The organism is Streptomyces sp. NBC_01506 (assembly GCF_045040295.1).
Lineage (GTDB): Bacteria > Actinomycetota > Actinomycetes > Streptomycetales > Streptomycetaceae > Streptomyces.
In genome coordinates this window covers 2,526,130-2,549,465 of the sequence record NZ_CP109422.1, presented here as the reverse complement: position 1 = coordinate 2,549,465, position 23,336 = coordinate 2,526,130, and the positions used below count along the sequence as shown (strand labels likewise).

General features: G+C 71.2%; 21 protein-coding genes. 14 read left to right on the top strand and 7 right to left on the bottom strand.

Annotated features, from left to right (window positions below):
- Window positions 1-142: 142 nt before the first annotated feature.
- From OG329_RS10745 to serA, 4 genes are all read left to right on the top strand, one after another.
- On the top strand, window positions 143-2,029 hold the full coding sequence (locus OG329_RS10745) for an acetolactate synthase large subunit (protein WP_405794418.1): 1,887 nt from the start codon (window positions 143-145) through the stop codon (window positions 2,027-2,029).
- A 35-nt stretch (window positions 2,030-2,064) separates the two neighbouring features.
- Window positions 2,065-2,592, top strand: a complete 528-nt coding sequence (gene ilvN / locus OG329_RS10740) for an acetolactate synthase small subunit (protein WP_078074922.1) — start codon at window positions 2,065-2,067, stop codon at window positions 2,590-2,592.
- A gap of 150 nt (window positions 2,593-2,742) precedes the next feature.
- Entirely contained in the window at window positions 2,743-3,744 is a 1,002-nt protein-coding gene (gene ilvC / locus OG329_RS10735) for a ketol-acid reductoisomerase (RefSeq protein ID WP_405794417.1), read from the top strand.
- Between the two features lie 302 nt (window positions 3,745-4,046).
- Window positions 4,047-5,651, top strand: a complete 1,605-nt coding sequence (serA, locus tag OG329_RS10730) for a phosphoglycerate dehydrogenase (RefSeq protein WP_405794415.1) — start codon at window positions 4,047-4,049, stop codon at window positions 5,649-5,651.
- A gap of 117 nt (window positions 5,652-5,768) precedes the next feature.
- Here the strand turns inward: serA and OG329_RS10725 are convergent, their stop codons facing one another.
- Window positions 5,769-6,896 carry a PucR family transcriptional regulator gene (locus OG329_RS10725; protein WP_405794413.1) on the bottom strand — a complete coding sequence of 376 codons (1,128 nt, stop codon included), beginning with the start codon at window positions 6,894-6,896 and terminating at the stop codon, window positions 5,769-5,771.
- A gap of 175 nt (window positions 6,897-7,071) precedes the next feature.
- On the opposite strand from OG329_RS10725, the gene OG329_RS10720 reads away from it, so the two are divergent.
- Together OG329_RS10720 and pruA are read left to right on the top strand one after the other, a co-directional pair.
- Window positions 7,072-7,998, top strand: a complete 927-nt coding sequence (locus OG329_RS10720) for a proline dehydrogenase family protein (RefSeq protein ID WP_405794411.1) — start codon at window positions 7,072-7,074, stop codon at window positions 7,996-7,998.
- A 72-nt stretch (window positions 7,999-8,070) separates the two neighbouring features.
- Window positions 8,071-9,702, top strand: coding sequence for an L-glutamate gamma-semialdehyde dehydrogenase (gene pruA / locus OG329_RS10715; protein ID WP_405794410.1), 1,632 nt, complete (start codon window positions 8,071-8,073; stop codon window positions 9,700-9,702).
- 143 nt (window positions 9,703-9,845) lie between these two features.
- Here the strand turns inward: pruA and OG329_RS10710 are convergent, their stop codons facing one another.
- The 4 genes from OG329_RS10710 to OG329_RS10695 all read right to left on the bottom strand — a co-directional run bounded on the left by OG329_RS10710 (window position 9,846) and on the right by OG329_RS10695 (window position 13,880).
- A complete protein-coding gene (locus tag OG329_RS10710) occupies window positions 9,846-10,679 on the bottom strand; it encodes a DUF1206 domain-containing protein (protein WP_405794408.1) in 834 nt (277 codons plus the stop codon).
- A gap of 68 nt (window positions 10,680-10,747) precedes the next feature.
- Entirely contained in the window at window positions 10,748-12,220 is a 1,473-nt protein-coding gene (locus OG329_RS10705; RefSeq protein WP_405794407.1) for a lysophospholipid acyltransferase family protein, read from the bottom strand.
- Window positions 12,217-13,308: a phosphatidate cytidylyltransferase gene (locus tag OG329_RS10700; protein ID WP_405794405.1), complete on the bottom strand. Its 1,092-nt coding sequence runs from the start codon at window positions 13,306-13,308 to the stop codon at window positions 12,217-12,219. Before OG329_RS10700 ends, OG329_RS10705 begins: the two co-directional genes overlap by 4 nt.
- A complete protein-coding gene (locus tag OG329_RS10695; RefSeq protein ID WP_405794404.1) occupies window positions 13,305-13,880 on the bottom strand; it encodes a CDP-alcohol phosphatidyltransferase family protein in 576 nt (191 codons plus the stop codon). Before OG329_RS10695 ends, OG329_RS10700 begins: the two co-directional genes overlap by 4 nt.
- 101 nt (window positions 13,881-13,981) lie before the next feature.
- On the opposite strand from OG329_RS10695, the gene OG329_RS10690 reads away from it, so the two are divergent.
- Complete coding sequence (locus OG329_RS10690; protein ID WP_405794402.1) at window positions 13,982-14,527, top strand: GNAT family N-acetyltransferase; 546 nt, start codon at window positions 13,982-13,984, stop codon at window positions 14,525-14,527.
- Window positions 14,528-14,589: 62 nt separating this feature from the next.
- Here the strand turns inward: OG329_RS10690 and OG329_RS10685 are convergent, their stop codons facing one another.
- Both OG329_RS10685 and OG329_RS10680 read right to left on the bottom strand, forming a co-directional pair.
- Complete coding sequence (locus OG329_RS10685; RefSeq protein WP_405794400.1) at window positions 14,590-15,366, bottom strand: hypothetical protein; 777 nt, start codon at window positions 15,364-15,366, stop codon at window positions 14,590-14,592.
- A complete protein-coding gene (locus OG329_RS10680) occupies window positions 15,363-15,701 on the bottom strand; it encodes a PadR family transcriptional regulator (RefSeq protein WP_405794398.1) in 339 nt (112 codons plus the stop codon). Before OG329_RS10680 ends, OG329_RS10685 begins: the two co-directional genes overlap by 4 nt.
- A gap of 293 nt (window positions 15,702-15,994) precedes the next feature.
- Here OG329_RS10680 and OG329_RS10675 point away from each other — a divergent pair, with 293 nt between their 5' ends.
- From OG329_RS10675 to cimA, 7 genes are all read left to right on the top strand, one after another.
- Window positions 15,995-16,123 carry a hypothetical protein gene (locus OG329_RS10675; protein WP_405794397.1) on the top strand — a complete coding sequence of 43 codons (129 nt, stop codon included), beginning with the start codon at window positions 15,995-15,997 and terminating at the stop codon, window positions 16,121-16,123.
- Between the two features lie 158 nt (window positions 16,124-16,281).
- Window positions 16,282-17,322 (top strand): 3-isopropylmalate dehydrogenase, encoded by a 1,041-nt coding sequence (locus tag OG329_RS10670; protein WP_405794395.1) that lies wholly within the window; start codon window positions 16,282-16,284, stop codon window positions 17,320-17,322.
- Between the two features lie 228 nt (window positions 17,323-17,550).
- Window positions 17,551-18,654, top strand: coding sequence for a branched-chain amino acid aminotransferase (locus tag OG329_RS10665; RefSeq protein WP_405794393.1), 1,104 nt, complete (start codon window positions 17,551-17,553; stop codon window positions 18,652-18,654).
- Window positions 18,655-18,741: 87 nt separating this feature from the next.
- Window positions 18,742-19,350, top strand: a complete 609-nt coding sequence (locus OG329_RS10660; protein ID WP_405794391.1) for a helix-turn-helix domain-containing protein — start codon at window positions 18,742-18,744, stop codon at window positions 19,348-19,350.
- Window positions 19,347-20,657: an MFS transporter gene (locus OG329_RS10655; protein ID WP_405794390.1), complete on the top strand. Its 1,311-nt coding sequence runs from the start codon at window positions 19,347-19,349 to the stop codon at window positions 20,655-20,657. Before OG329_RS10660 ends, OG329_RS10655 begins: the two co-directional genes overlap by 4 nt.
- 84 nt (window positions 20,658-20,741) lie before the next feature.
- Window positions 20,742-21,341 (top strand): TetR family transcriptional regulator C-terminal domain-containing protein, encoded by a 600-nt coding sequence (locus OG329_RS10650; protein ID WP_405794388.1) that lies wholly within the window; start codon window positions 20,742-20,744, stop codon window positions 21,339-21,341.
- A 307-nt stretch (window positions 21,342-21,648) separates the two neighbouring features.
- Complete coding sequence (gene cimA, locus OG329_RS10645; RefSeq protein WP_405794387.1) at window positions 21,649-23,256, top strand: citramalate synthase; 1,608 nt, start codon at window positions 21,649-21,651, stop codon at window positions 23,254-23,256.
- Window positions 23,257-23,336 lie beyond the last annotated feature (80 nt).

The following is a 23,336-nucleotide window of genomic DNA, read 5'->3' as shown; positions in this document are numbered from 1 at the left end:
CGGCTGAGGCAGTGCCCATCATCGGCTCTGCAGACCGCACCGACGCGCTCCCCTCGCTTGCCTCCCGGCACGAGGGGTTTTTTGTTGTACCGGCACAGCCCAAACCCCCGCAAAAACCCTCAGCTTCGAGAAGAGACTGACGATGACCGAGCAGGCCACCGGGGCCCACCCGACGCCGCGCGCCCGTAACGGCGGACCCTCGTCCGCCACCGTTGAGCACGTCACGGGCGCGCAGTCCCTCATCCGCTCTCTTGAGGAAGTGGGGGCCGAGACGGTATTCGGCATCCCCGGCGGCGCCATCCTCCCCGCCTACGACCCGATGATGGACTCCACCCGGGTCCGTCACATCCTCGTCCGCCACGAGCAGGGCGCCGGCCACGCGGCCACCGGCTACGCGCAGGCCACCGGCAAGGTCGGCGTCTGCATGGCCACCTCGGGACCCGGCGCCACCAACCTGGTCACCCCGATCGCCGACGCGCACATGGACTCCGTGCCGCTCGTCGCGATCACCGGCCAGGTCGCGAGCAAGGCGATCGGCACGGACGCCTTCCAGGAGGCGGACATCTGCGGCATCACGATGCCGATCACCAAACACAACTTCCTGGTCACCAAGGCCGAGGACATCCCGCGCACCATCGCCGAGGCGTTCCACATCGCCGCCACGGGCCGCCCCGGCCCCGTCCTGGTCGACATCGCCAAGGACGCCCTCCAGGCGAAGACCACCTTCAGTTGGCCACCCACCCAGGAACTGCCCGGCTACCGGCCGGTCACGAAGCCGCACGCCAAGCAGATCCGCGAGGCGGCGAAGCTGATCACCCACGCCAAGCGGCCGGTGCTGTACGTCGGCGGCGGCGTCATCAAAGCCGGTGCCACCGCCGAACTGCGCGTTCTCGCCGAACTGACCAACGCCCCCGTCACCACCACCCTGATGGCGCTGGGCGCGTTCCCCGACAGCCACCCGCTGCACGTGGGAATGCCGGGCATGCACGGTGCGGTCACCGCCGTCACCGCGCTGCAGAAGGCCGACCTGATCGTCGCCCTCGGAGCCCGCTTCGACGACCGTGTCACCGGCAAGCTGGACAGCTTCGCCCCGTACGCGAAGATCGTCCACGCCGACGTCGACCCCGCCGAGATCGGCAAGAACCGCGCGGCCGACGTGCCGATCGTCGGCGACGCCCGCGAGGTCCTGGCCGACCTCGTCCAGGCGGTCCAGGCCGAGCACACCGAGGGCAACGTCGGTGACTACAGCGCCTGGTGGCGCGACCTCAGCCGCTGGCGCGAGACGTACCCCCTCGGCTTCGACCAGCCGGCCGACGGCAGTCTCTCCCCGCAGCACGTCATCCAGCGCATCGGCCAACTCGCCCCGGACGACACGATCTACGCGGCGGGCGTCGGCCAGCACCAGATGTGGGCCGCCCACTTCATCGACTACGAGCAGCCCGCGACATGGCTCAACTCCGGCGGCGCGGGCACGATGGGCTACGCGGTCCCGGCCGCGATGGGCGCCAAGGCCGGGCAGCCCGACCGCACCGTGTGGGCGATCGACGGCGACGGGTGCTTCCAGATGACCAATCAGGAACTGGTCACCTGCGCCCTCAACAACATCCCCATCAAGGTCGCGATCATCAACAACGGGGCGCTGGGCATGGTCCGCCAGTGGCAGACCCTGTTCTACAACCAGCGCTACTCCAACACCGTCCTGCACAGCGGCCCCGACGTCGCCTCCGGCGGCTCCTTCGAGGGCTCGGGCCGCGCGGACGACGCGAAGCCCAACGGCGGCACCCGTATCCCGGACTTCGTGAAGCTCTCCGAGGCGATGGGCTGCGTCGCGATGCGCTGCGAGTCCCCGGACGAGCTGGACGCCGTGATCGCCAAGGCCAACTCCATCAACGACCGCCCCGTGGTGGTCGACTTCATCGTCCACGAGGACGCCCAGGTCTGGCCGATGGTCGCCGCGGGCACCTCCAACGACGAGGTCCTGGCCGCCCGGGGTGTGCGCCCCGACTTCGGCGACAGCCTGGACGACTGAGCCGGATGCCGAGAGCGAGAGAAAGAACGACGAAAATGTCTTCCAAGCACACCCTCTCCGTCCTGGTGGAGAACACCCCCGGCATCCTGGCCAGGATCGCCGCGCTGTTCTCCCGGCGCGGTTTCAACATCGACTCACTCGCGGTGGGTGTCACCGAGCACCCCGACATCTCCCGCATCACCATCGTGGTCAATGTCGAGGACCTGCCGCTCGAACAGGTGACGAAGCAGCTCAACAAGCTGATCAACGTCCTGAAGATCGTCGAACTCGAGCCCGGCGCCGCGATCCAGCGCGAGCTCGTCCTGGTGAAGGTCCGCGCCGACAACGAGACCCGCTCCCAGATCGTCGAGATCGTGCAGCTCTTTCGCGCCAAGACCGTGGACGTCTCACCCGAGGCGGTCACCATCGAGGCCACCGGATCGAGTGACAAGCTCGACGCGATGCTGAAGATGCTGGAGCAGTTCGGCATCAAGGAGCTGGTCCAGTCCGGCACGATCGCCATAGGGCGTGGCGCGCGGTCCATCACGGACCGCAGCCTGCGGGCGCTCGACCGCAGCGCGTAAGCCACTTCGGGCGCGGCGCGGAGCCGGGCCCTCGGAGCCGTACAGCATCCCGGTTCGTATGCCGAGACCGTGAGACGGCCTTTACCCGCCCCGCCGTACGGTGGGGCGCACACAGCGACACCCCAGTTTGCACACCAAGGAGAAGACCCAGTGGCCGAGCTGTTCTACGACGACGATGCCGACCTGTCCATCATCCAGAGCCGCAAGGTCGCGGTCATCGGCTACGGCAGCCAGGGCCACGCCCACGCGCTGTCGCTGCGTGACTCGGGTGTCGACGTCCGGGTCGGCCTGCACGAGGGTTCCAAGTCCAGGGCGAAGGCCGAGGAACAGGGCCTGCGCGTGGTGACGCCCGCCGAGGCGGCCACCGAGGCCGACGTCATCATGATCCTGGTGCCGGACCCGATCCAGGCGCAGGTCTACGAGGAGTCCATCAAGGACAACCTGAAGGACGGCGACGCGCTCTTCTTCGGACACGGTCTCAACATCCGCTTCGGCTTCATCAAGCCGCCCGCCGGTATCGACGTCGCCATGGTCGCCCCGAAGGGCCCCGGCCATCTGGTGCGCCGTCAGTACGAGGAGGGCCGCGGCGTGCCGTGTATCGCGGCCGTCGAACAGGACGCCACCGGCAAGGGTTTCGAGCTGGCGCTGAGTTACGCGAAGGGCATCGGCGGCACGCGCGCCGGTGTCATCAAGACGACCTTCAGCGAGGAGACCGAGACCGACCTCTTCGGTGAGCAGGTCGTTCTGTGCGGCGGTACGTCCGCGCTGGTCAAGGCCGGCTTCGAGACGCTGGTCGAGGCCGGATACCAGCCGGAGATCGCGTACTTCGAGTGCCTTCACGAGCTGAAGCTGATCGTGGACCTGATGTACGAGGGCGGCCTGGACAAGATGCGCTGGTCGGTCTCCGAGACCGCCGAGTGGGGCGACTACGTCACCGGCCCGCGGATCATCACCGACCAGACCAAGGCCGAGATGAAGAAGGTCCTCGCCGAGATCCAGGACGGCACGTTCGCGCGGAACTGGATGGACGAGTACCACGGCGGTCTGAAGAAGTACAACGAGTACAAGAAGGCCGACAGCGACTCGCTGCTGGAGAGCACGGGCCGCGAGCTGCGCAAGCTGATGAGCTGGGTCGACAACGACGACGTCTGAGACGTCTGAGTCGTTCGCGGTGCCGGGCCTGAAGTGCGGGCCCGGCACCGCGGCCGGCACCGGGGCCCGCACTTCGACGGGCCGCCGGTAAGCGCTTGCGGCGGGGCCCGGCCACGTACGGGTGATCTGCCCGCCGAGGCGGGAAACCCCCGCCGAACGCACCACTACACTGCTGCATACATCCGCGTCAGGCCCACAATGTCGTGCGTCTTCCACGCGATCAGGCCCGGACCAGGGCCTGGCACCCTCCGCCGCCTGCGGCCGTCGGGACGGCCGTCCGCAATGGACTTGTGAGGACCCACGTGAGCTCGCGTTCCAATCAAAAGCCGGTTGTACTCATCGCCGAAGAGCTGTCGCCCGCCACTGTCGACGCGCTCGGCCCGGACTTCGAGATCAGGCACTGCAACGGCGCCGACCGCGCCGAACTGCTGCCCGCCATCGCCGACGTGGACGCGATCCTCGTCCGCTCGGCGACCAAGGTCGACGCCGAGGCCGTGGCCGCGGCGAAGAAGCTGAGGGTCGTCGCCCGCGCCGGTGTCGGCCTCGACAACGTCGACGTCTCCGCCGCCACCAAGGCCGGCGTGATGGTCGTCAACGCGCCCACGTCGAACATCGTCACCGCCGCCGAGCTGGCCTGCGGTCTGCTGGTCGCCACCGCGCGCAACATCCCGCAGGCCAACACCGCCTTGAAGAACGGCGAGTGGAAGCGCAGCAAGTACACCGGCGTCGAGCTGAGCGAGAAGACGCTCGGCGTCGTCGGCCTCGGCCGCATCGGTGTCCTGGTCGCGCAGCGCATGTCGGCGTTCGGTATGAAGATCGTCGCGTACGACCCCTACGTACAGCCCGCGCGAGCCGCGCAGATGGGCGTCAAGCTGCTCTCCCTGGACGAGCTGCTGGAGGTGTCGGACTTCATCACCGTGCATCTGCCGAAGACCCCCGAGACGCTGGGTCTGATCGGCGACGACGCGCTGCACAAGGTCAAGCCGACGGTGCGGATCGTCAACGCCGCGCGCGGCGGGATCGTGGACGAGGAGGCGCTGGCCTCCGCGCTCAAGGAGGGCCGCGTCGCGGGCGCCGGTCTGGACGTGTACGCGAAGGAGCCCTGCACGGACTCCCCGCTGTTCCAGTTCGACCAGGTCGTCTGCACCCCGCACCTCGGCGCGTCGACGGACGAGGCGCAGGAGAAGGCGGGTGTGTCGGTCGCCAGGTCGGTGCGCCTCGCGCTCGCCGGTGAGCTGGTGCCCGACGCGGTCAACGTCCAGGGCGGGGTCATCGCCGAGGACGTACGGCCGGGGCTGCCGCTCGCCGAGAAGCTCGGCCGGATCTTCACGGCGCTGGCGGGCGAGGTCGCCGTACGCCTCGATGTCGAGGTCTACGGCGAGATCACGCAGCATGATGTGAAGGTGCTCGAACTGTCCGCGCTGAAGGGCGTGTTCGAGGATGTCGTCGACGAGACGGTGAGTTACGTGAACGCCCCGCTGTTCGCGCAGGAGCGCGGCGTCGAGGTACGTCTCACGACGTCGAGCGAGTCGCCCGATCACCGCAACGTGGTCACGGTGCGGGGCACGCTCTCGGGCGGCGAGGAGGTGTCGGTGTCCGGCACGCTCGCCGGTCCGAAGCATCTGCAGAAGATCGTGGCGATCGGTGAGTACGACGTCGATGTGTCGCTGGCCGACCACATGGTGGTCCTGCGGTACGAGGACCGTCCGGGCGTCGTCGGCACCGTCGGCCGGATCCTCGGCGAGGCGGGGCTGAACATCGCGGGGATGCAGGTCTCGCGGGCGGAGGTGGGCGGCGAGGCGCTGGTCGTCCTGTCCGTGGACGACAGCGTGCCGCCGGCGGTGCTGGCCGAGATCTCCGACGAGATCGGCGCGAACTCGGCGCGCTCGGTGGATCTGACCGACTGACGCACTGACGCACCGACCGACCGACTGGCCGAGCCGACCAGGCTGGATCGGACACTTCGAGGGGCCCGGGAGAGATTCCCTGGCCCCTCGAACGTGTCCCCGGCGGGGCCGTCGCGTTCAGGACCGCAGGCGGGCGGACTTGAGCGCCATGTGCAGCAGCAGCCGGTCCTCGCCGTCCGCCAGGTCCAGGCCCGTGAGTTGTTCGATACGCGACAGCCGGTAGTAGAGGGTCTGGCGGTGGATGCCCAGTCGCGCCGCCGTACGGCCCGCCTGGCCCGCGTGGTCGAGGTAGACCTCCGCCGTGTGCGTCAGGTCCGTGTGCGCGGGCGTCAGCAGCGGGCGCACCGCCGGGTCGGTGACCGGGGGCAGCGACGTCAGCAGCCGGTACGGGCCGATCTCCGGCCACTGGGCGACGGGGCCGAACCGGGGCTGCGCCGCCGCCGCGCGGGCCGCCGAGACCGCTTCGTGCCAGGCGTCCGGGAGTTCCGCCAGGCCGCGGCGCGGCGTCGCCGCCCCGGCGGTGGCCTCCGGCCCCGCGGCGTCGCGCAGCCGCTCCGTGGCCGCCAGCGCGGGCCCCAGGGCGTCGGGGGACCGGAGCCGTACGAGAACGGCCAGCGACAGATCCGGCAGCGTGCACAGCGCCGCCGTGCCGGCCACCGCGCGCACCGTGGGGTCGGCGCCCCGCCACGGCGCGACGCACAGCACCACGTGCGGCCCGTCCCCGCCCGGCCCCAGCGCCGTACGCAGCGCCTCCACGGCCATGTCGCGCTGCCAGCCGTGCTCCGCCGTCAGTACGGCACGGAACTCGCGCGCCAGGTCGGTGCCCGCCCGCACCTCCTCGGCGAGCAGCGCCCCGATCCGCCCCGTCACCTCCATGGCCGCCGCCAATCGGTCGTCCGTGGGGCCCTGGCCGGTGTCGTCCAGCAGCCATACGTAACCGAGCACCGTGCCCCGGTGCCGTACGGGCAGACAGATCCGCCCCCGGAAGACCCCGGCGTCCGGCGCGGCGGGGATACGGACGGGGCCGGTCGCGCGGGTGATGCCGAAGCCCTCGAACCAGGCGCGCACCGCGGGGGTGGACTTGCGCGTCAGGATCGACCGCGTCCTGACGGGGTCCATCACGCCCGCGTCGTCGCTGTCGTGCACCCCGAAGGCGATCAGCCCGAAGTCCCGGTTCTCCAGCGTGAGCGGCATGCCGAGCAGCGCCGAGATCTCGTCCACCAGCTCCTGGTAATCGTCCTTCATCCACTCATTCTCGCACCGCCTTCAGACATATGTCTGAGATCCCGGCCACGGATGCGTGACAGGTGTCGATGGCACAGGATCGGAGCGATCCCTAGATTTCACAGTGGTTCTCCGTGCCGTCGCCGGGCGTTCGCGCCCCGTGCGGCCTGCTCGTTCTCTTCCGTGGAGGTGCCCTGTGCTGGGTCCCGTGATTCTCGCCGCGTCGCGCAGCGACACGATGCGGCGCGTCGTCTCGGCCGCGCCGGTCACCAGGCCCGTCGTGGACCGTTTCATCGCCGGCGAGACCGTCGACGGTACGACGCCCGTCATCCAGGACATGGCCGACAGCGGCCTCGAGGTGACCATGGACGTCCTCGGCGAGGACATCACCGACCCGGCCGAGGCGCTGCACGCCCGCGACGCCTATCTGAAGCTGATCGAATCCCTCGCGCCGCTGGGCCTCGGCGGCCGCGCGGAGATGTCGGTGAAGCTCTCCTCCTTCGGACAGGCCCTGCGCGGCGGCCACGACCTGGCGCTGCGCAACATCACCACCGTCGTGGAGGCCGCCACCGAGATCGGCACCACCGTGACCCTCGACATGGAGGACCACACCACCGTCGACTCGACCCTCGCCATCCACTCCACGCTGCGCGAGCGCTTCCCGCAGACGGGCGCCGTCGTCCAGTCGTACCTCTTCCGTACGGAGGACGACTGCCGCGCGCTCGCGGCGGCGGGCTCGCGCGTACGGCTCGTCAAGGGCGCCTACAAGGAGCCCGCGCGCGTCGCGTACCAGAACAAGGGCGACGTCGACAGGGCGTACGTGCGCTGCCTCAAGACCCTGATGGCGGGCGACGGCCACCCGATGATCGGGACCCACGACCCGCGCCTGATCGCGATAGGCCAGGAACTCGCGATACATGCGGGACGCACGCCCGACGCGTACGAGTTCCAGATGCTCTACGGCATCCGCGAGGCCGAGCAGCGCCGTCTCGCCGCCGACGGGCACCGGGTGCGTGTCTACATCGCGTACGGCACGGACTGGTACGGCTACTTCATGCGCCGGCTGGCCGAACGGCCCGCCAACCTCGCCTTCTTCCTGCGTTCCCTCGCGACCCGCGGCTGACCGGCCGTCCCCCGACCGGCCGCCCCGACCGTCGACCGTAAACCGTCTACTGATCAAGGAGATTCGGCACCCATGGACGCTGTGACCCAGGTCCCCACGCCGGTCAACGAGCCGGTGCACGGCTACGCCCCCGGTTCCCCGGAGCGCGCCCGCCTCGAAGCCAAGCTCAAGGAGCTGGCCGACCACCCCGTCGACCTGCCGATGACCATCGGCGGCCAGCGGCGGATGGGTGGCGGCGAGCGCTTCGACGTCGTGCAGCCGCACAACCACCAGGCCGTCCTCGGTACGTACGGCAACGCCACCGTGAAGGACGCCCAGGACGCCGTGGACGCCGCGCTCGCCGCCGCTCCCGGCTGGCGGGCCATGGCCTTCGACGACCGCGCCGCGATCATCCTGCGCGCCGCCGAGCTGCTTTCCGGACCGTGGCGCGAGACGCTGGCCGCCTCCACGATGCTCGGTCAGTCGAAGACCATTCAGCAGGCCGAGATCGACACCCCGTGCGAGCTGATCGACTTCTGGCGCTTCAACGTCTCGTACGCGCGCGGCATCCTCGCCGAGCAGCCCGTGGCCAACTCCACCGGCGTGTGGAACCGGCTCGACCACCGGCCGCTCGAGGGCTTCGTCTACGCGATCACGCCCTTCAACTTCACGGCGATCGCCGGCAATCTGCCGACCGCGCCCGCGCTGATGGGCAACGTCGTCGTCTGGAAGCCGTCGCCGACGCAGACCCACGCCGCCGTGCTCTTGATGAGTCTTCTTGAAGAGGCGGGGCTGCCCAAGGGCGTCATCAACCTGGTGACCGGTGACGGGCTGGCCGTGTCCGAGGTGGCGCTCAACCACCCCGAGCTGGCGGGCATTCACTTCACCGGCTCCACGAAGACCTTCCAGCATCTGTGGAAGACCGTCGGCGGCAACATCGAGAAGTACCGCTCCTACCCGCGCATCGTCGGCGAGACCGGTGGCAAGGACTTCGTCGTGGCGCACCCCAGCGCCGACCGCGGTGTCCTCAAGACGGCGCTGACCCGAGGGTCGTTCGAGTTCCAGGGCCAGAAGTGCTCGGCGTCCTCGCGCGCGTACGTCCCGGCGTCGATCTGGAACGACGGCTTCAAGGAGGAGTTCGCGGCGGAGGTCGACGCCATCGCCATGGGCGACGTCACCGACCTGTCGAACTTCATCGGCGCCGTCATCGACGAGCGGGCCTTCGCGAAGAACAAGGCCGCGATCGACCGCGCCGCCGCCGACCCGACGTGCACGATCGTCGCCGGTGGCACGTACGACGACTCCGTCGGCTACTTCGTGCGCCCCACGGTCATCGCCTGCACCGACCCGGCCAACGAGGTCTTCACGACCGAGTACTTCGGCCCCATCCTCGCCGTCCACGTCTACGACGACGCGGACTACGACGCGATGCTGGCGCAGATGGAGTCCGTCTCCGCGTACGCGCTGACCGGCGCCGTCATCGCGGGTGACCGCGCGGCGGCGGCCGACGCGATGGCCAAGCTGCGCTACGCCGCGGGCAACTTCTACATCAACGACAAGTCGACCGGCGCCGTGGTCGGCCAGCAGCCCTTCGGCGGCGGCCGTGCCTCCGGCACCAACGACAAGGCGGGCGCCCCGCAGAACCTGATGCGGTGGACCCTGACCCGTGCGATCAAGGAATCGCTCGTGTCCCCGACGGACTACCGCTACCCGCACATGGGCTGAGCCGCCCCGGGTCCGTCGTCCCCACAACCCCCGCCCCCGTGCCGGCCCCAACCCCGGTTCGGGGGCGGTGTCTTCCTCCTGAAGAGGTCGCGCCGCCGCCCCCGCCTCTTTACGAAGCGGGGGCGGCGGCATCGGCAGGGGGCTCAGACTTTGCGGTGGCGCGCCATACCGAACGAGAACGGGCCGAAGAGAACGAGGCCCAGCGCGACCGGCACGAGCAGCCACGGACCGAACGGGGTGTCCGTGAACGAGCGCAGCGTGGCGTCGAAGCCCTTCGCCTTGTCGGGCTCGTAGTCGACGGCGGCCTTCACCACGAACCAGCCGATCGCCGCGAACAGCAGTCCGCGCGCCAGACCGCCGCCGACCCCGGTCACGTCGATGTACCGCTTCGCCTTGCGGGACATCTGCCCGAGCTTGAGGTGCTTGCGGTACGACCGCTTCGCGGCGCGCACCCCGATCCACAGGCCGGCGGCCAGGATCGCGATACCGGCGGCGCCGACGAGCCACCGGCCTGCGGGCAGTTCCATCGCCCTGGCCGTGATGTCCCGCGACTGCTGGTCACCCGACGAACCGCCCGTGTCCCCGGCGGCGAAGCTGAGGACGGAGTAGGCCACGAAGCCGTAGAACACGAAACGCCCGGCCGACAGGAGCCGCTTGCCCGCCCTGTGGCCGTCGGGTCCCGCCGCGCCGAACAGCGCCTCGGACAGCCGCCACAGGGACATGCCGATGAGACCGACGCCCAGTGCCCACAGGACGAAGGAACCCATCGGCTTCTCGCCGATCTCGGCCAGCGCGCCACCCCGGTCGGCCTGCTTGCCACCACCGCCGAAGGCGATCTGGAGTGCCAGCAGCCCGATCAGCAGGTAGATCACACCGCGCGCGGTGAAACCCCAGCGTGCCGCGGCGTCCATGGCCGAACTGTTCGCCGCCTGGCGGCCCTTGCTACGACCTCTGAGTGACATCGTCTGTACGTTCATGTGACACCCTCCCCATCGTTCGTCGGGTGCCCCCCGGACGGGCCCGGAAACTGGAGGGGCGACCGTGCTCAGCTCCAGCCCGCCACGATCAGTGACAGTCCGGCGGTGAAGCCGGCGCCCAGCAGGGCCACGTACCCGCCGTAGTACCGGCGCAGGCGGTGCAGCAGCAGACCGAGTACGCCGAAGGCCGCGCCGACCGTCAGGGTCCGCGAGCCGCGCGCTCGCGCGGACTCCGCCAGCCAGTCGGCCGCCGGTACCCCGGCGCGGCCCGCCTCGGCGGCGTACACCTTGAACGGGACGCCGTTCCACGGCTGGTGGCGTACGGCGGCCGCCGACTCGACGGCCAGCTCGTGCCGTACCTGGGCGCGCATCCGGTCGGTCGTCAGCGGCGCGGGCAACTGGAGCCCCGTGTTCGCGAGTTGGAGGGCGAGCAGCCCGCCGGCCAGACTGCCCGCGAGCGCGGCGATGGAGAGCCGCAGCGCCGCGCGGGGAACGGCCACGCACACGATGCCCAGCAGCAGTTCGGGCATCAGCGGCCAGCTCAGCGCCTCGGCGAAGGCCCAGGCGACCGCCAGCGTGAGTCCCCAGCGGGATCTGGCCACCGCCGCCACCCGGCGCCGTACGGGGGAGTCGCGCGGCGGGCGCGTACCCGTACGGGCGTGCAGCGCCGCGACCGCCGCCCGCGCGTCCTGCGGCGTCGCCCCCGGCGGCAGCGGCGCGCCGATCCGCACCCGTACCGGCGAGGGACGCAGCCGCCCGTGCTTGGGCAGCAGTCGGTCCGTGCCCGCGATGCCCACCGGCACGACCGGGACGCCCGCGCGCTCCGCGAGCACCAGGGCGCCACGGTGGAAGGCACCGACCGCGCCGTCCGCCCCGCGCGTGCCCTCGGGGAACAGGACCACCGCGCGGCCGGCCCGCAGCCCGTCCGCCATGGACATCAGATCGTCCATGCCGCCGCCGGTGCGCCGTACGGGGAATCCCGCGGCCAGCACCCGGCAGACGCGCCGTCGCCAGGGCGATGCGAACCAGTAGTCGGCGGCGGCCCCGATGGCGGGCCGGTGCCGGGCGTCGAGCGCCGCCAGCAGCGCGGCGGTGTCCGCGTGCGAGGAGTGGTTGGCCACAACCACGCACCCACGGGGCGGCAGTTGACCCCGCCGCCGCACGCCGCCGGTGACGGTGAGGACGACCCACCACAGCGCGCGCCGCAGCACCGCCCCGAGGCGCGAGGGCGATACGGCGGGGGCCGGTGCCGGGCTGCGGCGACCGGAGACGGCGCCCCGGCCATGCCCGCGCCCGAGCCCACGGTCGCGCCGCCCGCGCCGACGAAGCCGCCCCGTGCCACGCTCGCAGCGGTCGCCGGGCCGCCCGACCGTGAACGCGACAGCCGCCGCGCCCGCCCCCGAACCTGTGTCCGAACGCACCCCCGCGCGCCGACGGTGGCCGACGACCGTCGGGCGGCGCCGCAGCCCCCGCAGCCGTCGTAGCCGTCGCGGCCTCGAACGGGCCGTAGCCGCCGTACGGGCAGCGATCCGTGCGGTCATGCCGTCACCACCATCGCGAGCAGGAGAGCCAGCAGCAGGGAGTCGATCCGGTCGAGCAGCCCACCGAAGCCCGGCAGCCAACTGCCCGCGTCCTTCACGCCCGCCTCCCGCTTGACCATGGATTCGAGCAGGTCGCCGAGTACACACCCGGCCAGCACCGCCGCCCACAGCAGCGGCGTGAAGGCCCCGACGACGACCAGGGCGAGCGCGGTCGCCCCCGCCGCGCCCAGCACCCCCGCCCACGTCTTGTTGGGGGACAGGGGCGACAGTTGCCGGGCGAGCGGGCCACACCGCCCCGGGGCACGTCCGCGAAGTCCCGCCCGGCCCGCGACGCCTGGACGGCACTTCTCCCCCGTAGCCCCCGAGGGGGGCACGGGAGGTACCCCCGGCGTTGTCGGAGTCTCCCGAGTACGTCCAGTACGCGGGAGATCCTCCGCCTTGGGATGCACCGCACCAGCCGCCGCGGGCCCCGCCCCGCGGGCGGACGGCGCTACTTTGCCGACGCGCCCCAGCGCCGTACCGCCGCACCACGCCCCGACGTCGCCGAGCGCCACCGCCAGCCCGACCGCGACCGCCGTGCCCTGGAGCACCACAAGTCCGGTGAGCGGGAGGGGAATCCACAGCAGCGCGAAGACGGTGCGCGCGCAGCGGGTGAAGCCCCGCTCGTGGTCACCGGCCAGCAGCGCCGGCAGCGCCGCCGCCACGAGGAGCAGCGCCACCACCCGCAGATCGACCGCCCGTGCGTCCATCGCGTCCGGCACCAGCCACGCCAGCGCCGGGAGTACGACGGCGGCCACGGCCAGCACGGCGTGCTCCGCGCGCGGCAGCCCCGTCATGCGTACGTACTCACCGACCGCCGTCACCCCGAGCGCCGCGGCGAGCGCGAACGCGCCCCCGGCGCCCAGGAGCAGCGCCCCGAGGAACACCGGCGCGGCGATCGCCCACGTCCGCCACCGTTTACGCAGCTCCGACCGCACCGTGACCCGCGACGGCAGCGCCGCCACCGCGATCCCGCTCGCCCCGAGGGCCCCGGCGACGAGGGGGACGGCGCGCCCCACGGCCTCGCCCGCGGTCATGACGGCGCTCATGCGAGCTTCCTCCAGACCCAGCCGAACCGCACGACCGCGGTGAGCGCCGAGCCCGCCGCGATCACGACGAGCACCGGCACCGCCCAGCCGGTCGCGGCGGCGATGACGACGAGCAGGCACCGTTCGGTCTTGCCGACGGGGCCACCGTTACGGCGCGGCGCGCCCGCCGCCGTACCCGCGAGGGACACCCAGGACGGGAGCGTGGCCGCCAGGGCGGCCACCGCGACCAGCCACAGCGGCGCCAGCGCGACGAAGCCGGCCAGGACGACCAAGTCGGCCGCGCGGTCCCCGAGTTCGTTCAGGACGGCGCCGCGCCGGGTCGTCCGGCCGGTGTCCCTGGCCAGCGCCCCGTCGAGATTGGCGAAGGCCAGCCGGGCGGCGAGGAGGACGGCGACGGGGAGTGCGGCGAGCGGTCCGGCGGGCAGCCAGGCCACGGCCGCCGCCGCACCGGCCGCGCTGACGACACCCGCCGCGGTGAGCGTGTCGGGCGACACCTCGCGACGCACGAGAGCGGCCCGGACTCCGGAGAGCCGGGACGCGTACCAGGGCTTGAGTGCGTAAAGGCCGTTCATGCCGCCAACTGTCGCGGCAGACACCTTTTTTCGACATGGAGCAGCTACTCAACCGGGCACTGAGTACGCGCGCGGGCGCCCGGCCTGAAAGAGTGAGACGCATGTCAGACCCGCTGCGCACGGCCCACACCTTCGAGCTCGACCCGGCGACCCTCGGCGAGATCCACGCCCTCCTGGACGACGCCTTCGACGGGGACTTCAGTGAGGAGGACTGGACGCACGGGCTCGGCGGCGTCCATGTCCTCGTACGGGACGGCACGGGCGCGCTCGTCGCCCACGGCAGCGTGATCCAGCGCCGGTTGACGCACGCGGGGCGGTCGTACCGCGTGGGTTACGTCGAGGCGGTCGGCGTCCGCGCGGACCGGCGCGGGGACGGGCTCGGCGGCCGGGTGATGGAGGTACTGGAGCGGGTGATCGCCCGCGCGTACGACATCGGCGCGCTGTCCGCGTCCGACGCCGGCGCCCGGCTCTACCGCTCGCGCGGCTGGCACCTGTGGCAGGGCCGGGTCGCGGCGCTGAGCCCGGACGGGGTCGTACGGCTGCCGGAGGAGGAGGGGACGACCTATCTCTGGCCGGTGCCCGACCGCGAACTGCCGTCCGCCGACGACGCGTTGATCTTCGACTGGCGCGACGGCGACGTGCTGTAGCCGACGAGGTGGCGGGCCCGGCCCCGTACACCGCCGCCCCGTGCCCCCTGCCCCGTCATCCCTCAGCCCTTCCCCTTCCCGTCCTTCGCCTCGTCCTCCACTCCCTCGACCACGTCCTTCCGGACCCCGGACTGGGCGGCGATCCCGACCGCGACGGCGATCGGGATGAACAGCGCCAGGTTGAACTCCACGGCCCCGGAGCCGTACAGGAACGCCAGGATCAGCACGCTCACCGCCGTCACCGCCAGCAGTACGCGCGTCTTCCTACCGAAGTAGAGGCTGAACCGCGGCGTCCCGGGCCGCGTGGCGACCGTCGCCGCCGGTCCCGCGCTCGCCGCCTTCGGCCGCTTGAGATACAGGTAGTACGTCCACTGCCCGCACGGCTCCCAGCCGTCCGGGGCCAGCTCCGACTCCACCACGTCGCGCTTGCGGTCGATCAGTACCTCGCGCCGGTACTCCCAGCGCAGCGCCGCGCCGACGGTGCGGCGGCACACGAAGCGGCCGAAGGCGTCCAGCCGTTCGACCTCCCAGCCCTGGTCGCCGTAGACGTTGAGCAGCCTGCGGTCGTTGTAGACGTCGGTGGTCCACTTCCAGGTCTCGGCGGTGGCCTCCGGCTCCTCGGGCCCGCTGTCGCCGTCACCACGGCCCGTGAGCCGCGCGGCGAAGTCGTCGACCGGCCCGAACTCGTCCTCCGCCAAGGAGCCCGTTTCGGCCAGATACGCGGTCAGGTCGGTGACGGTGACGGTCACCTCGCGCTCGGCCATGCCGCCGGCCCGCAGGACGGCGGCCAGTCGCTCGAAGTAGCCGGTCCCGGTGGTGGATCGCTTCGGGTCGGTCATGACGCCCCCTCGGTGCGCAGCATGTTCTGCACGGTGGTGTGGAACTCCAGCCAGTTCCCGCTCTCGACGGCGAGCCCGCGCCGGCCCTCGTCCGTCAGCCGGTAGTAGCGCCGCCCCGGTCCGCGCTCGGCGGCCCGGAACTCCCCGACGACCAGTCCGGCCTCTTCGAGGCGGTTGAGGACGGGGTAGAGCGTCCCGCCCTTGATGTCGCCGAGCCCGGCGCCGGCGAGGGCCTTGGAGATCTCGTACCCGTAGCTCTCCCCGTCGGTGAGACAGGACAGGACGAGGAGGTCGAGAACCCCCTTGAGCCAGCTTGATCTTCGGTCTGCCGCCATGCCTGTATTCCACCACCACCTAGGTAGGAATGCAACCTAGGTCGCTATGCCGGATCGAGGTTGCCGTCTCAGATAGTAGGACGTCCGACTAACTGTGGAGACAGAACGGCCCCGCTCGCTTAGCTTTGTAGAAGCCGAACGACTCGCTCGACCCAGCGAACGGCGGACGTGAGCAATCGCCCCCACGCAGGCAACCCCTGCGGCGCGTGCTCCCCGCCCATCCGGCGCCTCGCAGATGCCTCATACGGCTTCCCCCGGCCGTATGCCTCACCTGTCTCAAGGAGTCGATCACCATGGCCGAGACGACAGTCCGCCGCGTCCGTCGCATCCCCCGCGGCAGTGAGTCCGACCGCAAGAACGCCGCGGCGGCGCTCCAGCGGGCCCTCGACCGCAGGGACAACGGCGGCTCCACCGGCCACTGAGCCGGGGGCGGTCACTCACGCCGCACGCCGTACGGGACGTCGTACCCGACACCGAACTCCCGCGCCACGCCTTGCGCGTACCCCCGTGCGAAACACGCGACCGTCCGAATCGTGGACCGCGCGTGTCAGGCACTGGGACGCGCAGTAAGGTGCCCGTCATGTCTCGCAGCATCAATCTCGCAGTGATCCCCGGTGACGGCATCGGCCAGGAGGTCGTGGCCCAGGGCCTGAAAGTCCTTGGCTCCGTGCTCCCGCAGGATGTGAAGCTGGAGACCAAGGAGTACGACCTCGGCGCCCGGCGCTGGCACCGTACCGGAGAGACCCTTCCGGACGCGGAGCTGACCGCGCTCAAGACGCACGACGCGATCCTTCTCGGCGCCATCGGCGACCCGTCCGTGCCGTCCGGGATCCTGGAGCGGGGGCTGCTGCTGAAGCTGCGGTTCGCCTTCGACCACTACGTCAACCTGCGCCCGTCGAAGCTGTTCCCGAACCAGGCCACCCCGCTCGCCGGCCGTCCGGACATCGACTTCGTCGTCGTACGCGAAGGCACCGAGGGCCCGTACACGGGCAACGGCGGTTCCCTGCGCACCGATACGCCCGCCGAGGTGGCCACCGAGGTCAGCCTCAATACGGCGTACGGCGTGGAGCGTGTCGTACGCGACGCGTACGAGCGTGCCAACTCCCGCCCCCGCAAGAAGCTGACGCTGGTCCACAAGAACAACGTCCTCGTCTACGCGGGCCACCTCTGGAAGAGGATCTTCGACCGGGTCGGCCAGGAGTATCCCGACGTCTCCACCGACTATCTGCACGTCGACGCCGCGACGATCTTCTTCGTCACCCAGCCCGAGCGCTTCGACGTGATCGTCACCGACAACCTCTTCGGTGACATCCTCACCGACCTCGCCGCTGCCGTGACCGGCGGCATCGGCCTGGCGGCCTCCGCGAACATCAACCCCGACCGGGCGTTCCCGTCCATGTTCGAGCCCGTCCACGGCTCGGCGCCGGACATCGCGGGCCAGGGGAAGGCCGATCCCACGGCCACCATCCTCTCGGTCGCACTGCTGCTGCGGCACCTCGGCTTCGACGCCGAGGCCGTCCGTGTCGAGGAGGCCGTCGCGGCCGACCTCGCCGAGCGCGGCGGTGCGCCCCGTACGACCGACGAGATCGGTGACGCGCTCGTCGTACGAGTAGCGAACTGACCCGACGACGACTCCTCCAGCCGCCGGGTCACCGCACCCGGCGGCTGTGCTTTGCGGCCACCGGGTGCCACCATCATCCGTAGGGCCGCATTCACCCCGTTTCATGCCCCGTCCCGCCACGCGCGATAATTGGCGTGGGCCGCGGCATGAGGGAAAGCTCGGACGTCCTAGTACCTGTAGCGGCGTGAGCGCGGTCCGTCACACACAACCGGTGAAGGACAAGAACTCATGACCACGCCCACGACACCGTTGCCCACCCTCGCATTGAAGCCGTCGTCGAATCCGCTGTCCGACGCGCAGCGCGAGGCGATCCTGGCCGCCCCCGGATTCGGCCGCCACTTCACCGACAACATGGTGACCATCAGGTGGACGGAGGGCCGGGGCTGGCACGACGCGCAGCTCGTCCCGTACGGGCCGCTCTCGCTCGACCCGGCCAACATGACGCTGCACTACGGGCAGGAGATCTTCGAGGGGCTGAAGGCGTACCGCCGCCCCGACGGCACCGTCGCGACCTTCCGGCCCGAGGCCAACGCCGAGCGCTTCCAGCGCTCCGCGCGCCGGCTGGCGATGCCCGAGCTGCCCGTCGAGACGTTCATCGAGGCGTGCGACGCGCTGGTCCAGCAGGACCAGGCGTGGGTCCCGCCGCACGGGGGCGAGGAGTCGCTGTATCTGCGGCCGTTCATGATCGCGGCCGAGGTCGGCCTCGGGGTGCGGCCCGCGAACGAGTATCTGTTCCTGGTCATCGCCTCCCCGGCCGGCGCGTACTTCCCCGGCGGTGTGAAGCCCGTCTCCATCTGGCTCTCCGAGAACCGGGTGCGGGCCGTTCCGGGCGGCATGGGCGACGCCAAGACCGGCGGCAACTACGCGGCGTCCCTGCTCGCGCAGGCCGAGGCGGCGGCGCAGGGCTGCGACCAGGTCGCCTACCTGGACGCCGTGGAGCACAAGTGGGTCGAGGAACTGGGCGGGATGAACCTGTACTTCGTGTACGGGGACACGATCGTCACTCCCGAGCTGACCGGCTCGCTGCTCGCCGGAATCACCCGCGACTCGCTGCTGAGGCTGGCCGGCGATCTCGGCTACACCTCTCAGGAGCGCCGGGTCTCCATCGACGAGTGGCGGGGCGACACGCGGAACGGCACCCTCACCGAGGTCTTCGCGTGCGGTACGGCGGCCGTCATCACCCCGGTCGGGCTCGTCAGGTCGGCGGGCGGCGAGTGGACGCAGTCGGGCGGTGAGCCCGGGGAGGTCACGTCGCGGTTGCGCGAGGCGCTGCTGGACATCCAGACGGGCCGGACCGAGGACGTCCACGGGTGGATGCACCGGGTGGGCTGAGGCGCGCGGTCAGACGCCCCCCTTCTTAGGAGCGCCAGATGCAGAACATCTCTTCGCGAAGAGATGTTCTGCATCTATGCTCTCCTTATGACGACGACCGACTCAGGCGACCCGCTGGGCCCCGATCCGGAGCACGACATCACGCTCGACGCCGCGGCGCTGCGCGTGCTGGCCCATCCCATGCGTCTGGTCATGCTGAACGCGCTGCGGGAGCGTGGGCCCTCCACGGCGCGAAGGCTGGCCAAGGAGCTCGAGCTGGACTCCGGGGCGGCCAGTTACCATCTGCGCCGGCTGGCGGCCGGGGGGCTCATCGAGGAGGACCAGGAGCGCGGTACGCGGCGCGACCGCTGGTGGCGGGCCCGTCACCAGCGGTCGCACCACGATCCCGCCGCCGTGGCGCCGGACGAGCGGCAGGGCAGCCGCGCGTACACGAACGCGGTGGTCCTCGCCTACGGCGACCGACTGCGCAGGCTCGCCGAGGCCGTTCCGCTGTTCCCGGACGACTGGTTCGATGCCTCGATCTTCAGCGACTACACGGCGGATCTGACACCCGACGAGCTCAACGAGATGAAGCGTGAGCTGGTGGGCGTGATCGACAAGTACCGAACACGTGGCGCGAGTTCGGCCGCCGGAACGGCGAAGCGGGCGGGGGCCGCGACGGTGTCCGTGCAGCTCCAGATGTTCCCGCGGCTGTGATACCCGAGGCCGGCGCGCCCGTACGGCCGCCGCCCGCCTACCGCGATCCGAACGTCCTGCGCTGGCTCGGTGCCTACACCACCTCCGTGACCGGCGACATCGTCTACTTCCTCGCCCTGACCTGGGCCGTCACCCAGGAGTCCGGTCCCGCCCAGGCAGGCGTCGTGCTCGCCGCGGGCGCCGTACCGCGCGCCGTCCTCATGCTGGCGGGCGGCGTCGTCGCCGACCGGTTCGGGCCACGCCGCGTCGTCATCGGCAGCGATCTCGTGCGCTGCGCGGTGATTCTCGCCGCCGCCACCGCCGCCTGGCTCATCGGTACGGAGCTGTGGATGCTGGTCGCTCTGGCGGTCGTCTTCGGCTGCGTGGACGCGCTGTTCATGCCGGCGGTCGGGGCGCTGCCCCCACGGATCGCGGCGACCGATCAACTCGCCCGGGTGCAGGGGCTGCGCCTGCTGTCCGTCCGGCTGAGCAACACCGTCGGCCCGCCGCTCGCCGCCGTGGCGCTGTCCGTCAGCGGCTCGCCGGGGGCCTTCGGCGTCGCCGGAGCGCTGTTCACCGTGTCCCTGGTCCTGCTTCTGGCCGTACGCGTCCGCCCGTTGCCGCCCGCGGGCGAGCCGGAGGACGAGCCCAAGGACGGGGCGGGCGTACGCGACGTCGTGACGGCTCCCCGGCAGGAGTTCCGCGACGGCCTGCGCTATCTGCGCGCCAACGGCCGCGTCTCGTCCCTCGTCGTCGTCATCGGGCTCGGCGAGATGTGCTTCAGCGGACCGGTCAGCACCGGTCTGGTCCTCCTCGCCGACGAACGCGGCTGGGGTACGGCGGCGGCCGGCTGGATCCTCAGCGCGTTCAGCGTCGGCGGGGCGGTCGCCAGCCTGCTGCTGAGCGTTCTGAGCCGCGTCCCGCGCGCCGGACTCACGATGTCCTGCGCCCTGTTGCTGACGGCGGCACTGGTCGTCGCGACGGGCAACGCACCCACCGCCGGGCTGTCGATCGCGCTGGGAGCGCTGCTCGGTACGGCGAGCGGCGTGGCCATGGTGGTCAGCAACGCCCTCCTCCAGAAGGAGACCGACCCCCGCTATCTCGGCCGCGTCACCTCCGTGATGACCCTGTGCACCCTGGGCCTGAGCCCGCTGCTCTATCCCGTCGTCGGACTCGTCGCGGCCAACTGGGGAATCGGCGCGTTCTTCGCGGGCTGCGGAGCCATCTGCGTACTGGCGGCGGCCACCGGCCTGCTGGTGCGCTCCGTGCGCACCGCCGTGCTCCAGGACGACCGCCGTACCGCGCCCGCGCCGGCCCATGACCGCTGAACGGCGCGAACCGCGCGACCTCGGCGGCATTCGCTGAGTGACCCGACCGCAACCCCGTGTGTACGCATCAGGTACAACGGACGGGTGACACCCACCGCACGCCGCCGCAACACCGCCCCGCGCCGCGAGGCAGTGCTCGCCGCCGCCATGGACACCATCGCGGGGGGCGGGCTCGACGGGCTCACCATGGCGGGGCTCGGACGTGACGTCGGGATGAGCAGCGGGCACCTCCTCTACTACTTCCGTACGAAGGACGAGCTGCTGCTCCAGACCCTGGAGTGGAGCGAGGCCCAGCTCGGCGCCGAGCGCCGGGGCCTGCTGTCGAGGCAGGCGACGGTGCGCGAGCGACTGGACGCGTACGTCGACCTGTACGTCCCGGCCGGCCACCGCGATCCGCACTGGACGCTGCGGCTGGAGGTCTGGAACCGCTCGCAGGACGCCGACGACGACACCCGCGCCCGGCAGGCGGCGATCGAGGGGGCCTGGCACCGGGATCTGGTGGCGCTGCTCGCCGAGGGGATCTCGCGCGGCGAGCTGCGGGCGGTCGACCCCGACAGATCCGCCGCCCGGCTGCGCGCCCTGCTCGACGGTTTCAGCGTCCATGTGACGGTCGGCATACCGGGCACCGGCAAGGCCCAAGTCCTGCGACATGTTCGCGAGTTCATCGAGGACGCGCTGCTCTGAGCCGTTCCGCCGCCGCGCCGCGCCGCCCGCATCGTGAGACGGGGCTTCCACCGGTAGATAAACGTGCCAGACTGCTGGCGTGTTCTCGTTCGCCATGATTATGGGCAGCAGGCGCGCCGGTCCGCAGTGACCGCTACGTATCACCACGTACGGAGCGGCCATCTCGCCCCAGACCCGCGCGCAGACCTCTCGCACCCGCGAGGGGTTTTTTCGTTTTCCGGCCCCACCCCGGCCGAGACGGGAAGCACGCGCAGACGGTGGCAGTGGAGCCAAGACCCTCCATCACTCGACAGGAGTCACCAGAGTCATGACCACAGAGTCAACGGTCACCGACGACAGCTTCCATGTCTTCGACACCACGCTGCGCGACGGAGCCCAGCGTGAAGGCATCAATCTGACGGTCGCCGACAAGCTGACCATCGCGCGGCACCTGGACGACTTCGGGGTGGGGTTCGTCGAGGGCGGCTGGCCGGGCGCCAACCCGCGGGACACCGAGTTCTTCGCCCGCGCCCGCAGCGAGATCGACTTCAAGCACGCCAAGCTCGTCGCCTTCGGCTCCACACGCCGCCCCGGCGCCGACGTCACGGACGACCCGCAGGTCAGGGCGTTGCTGGAGTCCGGCGCCCCGGTGATCACGCTGGTCGCCAAATCGCACGACCGGCACGTCGAGCTGGCGCTGCGCACGACGCTCGAAGAGAACCTGGCGATGGTCACGGACACCGTTGCCCATCTGTGTGAACAGGGCAGGCGCGTCTTCGTCGACTGTGAGCACTTCTTCGACGGATACCGCGCCAACCCCGAGTACGCCAAGGCCGTCGTCAGGGCCGCCGCCGAAGCCGGCGCGGACGTCGTCATCCTCTGCGACACCAACGGCGGCATGCTGCCCGCCCAGATCCAGGCCGTGGTCGCCACCGTGCTCGCCGACACCGGCGCGCGGCTCGGCATCCACGCCCAGGACGACACCGGCTGCGCCGTCGCCAACACCCTCGCCGCCGTCGACGCGGGCGCCACGCACGTGCAGTGCACCGCGAACGGCTACGGGGAGCGCGTCGGCAACGCGAACCTCTTCCCCGTCGTCGCCGCGCTGGAGCTGAAGTACGGCAAGCAGGTCCTGCCCCCGGGCGCGCTGGCCGAGATGACCCGGATCTCGCACGCCATCGCCGAGGTCGTCAATCTGACACCCTCCAATCACCAGCCGTACGTCGGCGTCTCCGCCTTCGCCCACAAGGCCGGGCTGCACGCCTCCGCGATCAAGGTCGACCCCGACCTGTACCAGCACATCGACCCCCAGCAGGTCGGCAACACCATGCGGATGCTCGTCTCCGACATGGCGGGGCGCGCCTCGATCGAGCTCAAGGGCAAGGAACTGGGCATCGACCTCGGCGACGACCGTGATCTGGTCGGCCGCGTCGTCGGCCGGGTCAAGGAGCGCGAACTCGAGGGTTACACGTACGAAGCCGCCGACGCCTCCTTCGAACTGCTGCTGCGCGAGGAGGCCGAGGGCAAGGCGCGGAGCTACTTCCGTACGGAGTCGTGGCGCGCGATCGTCGAGGACCGCCCCGACGGCTCGCACGCCAACGAGGCGACCGTGAAGCTGTGGGCCAAGGGCGAGCGCATCGTCGCCACCGCCGAGGGCAACGGGCCGGTCAACGCGCTGGACCGGGCCATGCGGGTCGGCCTGGAGCGTATCTACCCCCAACTCGCCAAGCTGGAGCTGGTGGACTACAAGGTCCGCATCCTGGAGGGCAAGCACGGCACGGAGTCCACGACGCGCGTACTGATCACCACGGGGGACGGGGCGGCCGAGTGGGCGACGGTGGGCGTCGGCGAGAACGTGATCGCCGCCTCGTGGCAGGCGCTGGAGGACGCGTACACCTACGGGCTGCTGCGGGCCGGAGTCGAACCGGCCGAGTAGGCACGCGGCCACGGCAGACGCGACCACGGGGGTGCCGGTGACCGCCCGGCCACCGGCACCCCCGTACACGAGGGCGGCGT

Bases quoted from the DNA above. Each gene is read 5' to 3' on its own strand.
- OG329_RS10745 (WP_405794418.1), top strand. From the start codon at position 143: ATGACCGAGCAGGCCACCGGGGCCCACCCGACGCCGCGCGCCCGTAAC.
- ilvN (WP_078074922.1), top strand. From the start codon at position 2,065: ATGTCTTCCAAGCACACCCTCTCCGTCCTGGTGGAGAACACCCCCGGC.
- OG329_RS10725 (WP_405794413.1), bottom strand. From the start codon at position 6,896: ATGAAGGACGATTACCAGGAGCTGGTGGACGAGATCTCGGCGCTGCTC.
- pruA (WP_405794410.1), top strand. From the start codon at position 8,071: ATGGACGCTGTGACCCAGGTCCCCACGCCGGTCAACGAGCCGGTGCAC.
- OG329_RS10710 (WP_405794408.1), bottom strand. From the start codon at position 10,679: ATGAACGTACAGACGATGTCACTCAGAGGTCGTAGCAAGGGCCGCCAG.
- OG329_RS10705 (WP_405794407.1), bottom strand. From the start codon at position 12,220: ATGACCGCACGGATCGCTGCCCGTACGGCGGCTACGGCCCGTTCGAGG.
- OG329_RS10700 (WP_405794405.1), bottom strand. From the start codon at position 13,308: ATGAGCGCCGTCATGACCGCGGGCGAGGCCGTGGGGCGCGCCGTCCCC.
- OG329_RS10695 (WP_405794404.1), bottom strand. From the start codon at position 13,880: ATGAACGGCCTTTACGCACTCAAGCCCTGGTACGCGTCCCGGCTCTCC.
- OG329_RS10690 (WP_405794402.1), top strand. From the start codon at position 13,982: ATGTCAGACCCGCTGCGCACGGCCCACACCTTCGAGCTCGACCCGGCG.
- OG329_RS10685 (WP_405794400.1), bottom strand. From the start codon at position 15,366: ATGACCGACCCGAAGCGATCCACCACCGGGACCGGCTACTTCGAGCGA.
- OG329_RS10680 (WP_405794398.1), bottom strand. From the start codon at position 15,701: ATGGCGGCAGACCGAAGATCAAGCTGGCTCAAGGGGGTTCTCGACCTC.
- OG329_RS10675 (WP_405794397.1), top strand. From the start codon at position 15,995: ATGGCCGAGACGACAGTCCGCCGCGTCCGTCGCATCCCCCGCGGCAGT.
- OG329_RS10670 (WP_405794395.1), top strand. From the start codon at position 16,282: ATGTCTCGCAGCATCAATCTCGCAGTGATCCCCGGTGACGGCATCGGC.
- OG329_RS10665 (WP_405794393.1), top strand. From the start codon at position 17,551: ATGACCACGCCCACGACACCGTTGCCCACCCTCGCATTGAAGCCGTCG.
- OG329_RS10660 (WP_405794391.1), top strand. From the start codon at position 18,742: ATGACGACGACCGACTCAGGCGACCCGCTGGGCCCCGATCCGGAGCAC.
- cimA (WP_405794387.1), top strand. From the start codon at position 21,649: ATGACCACAGAGTCAACGGTCACCGACGACAGCTTCCATGTCTTCGAC.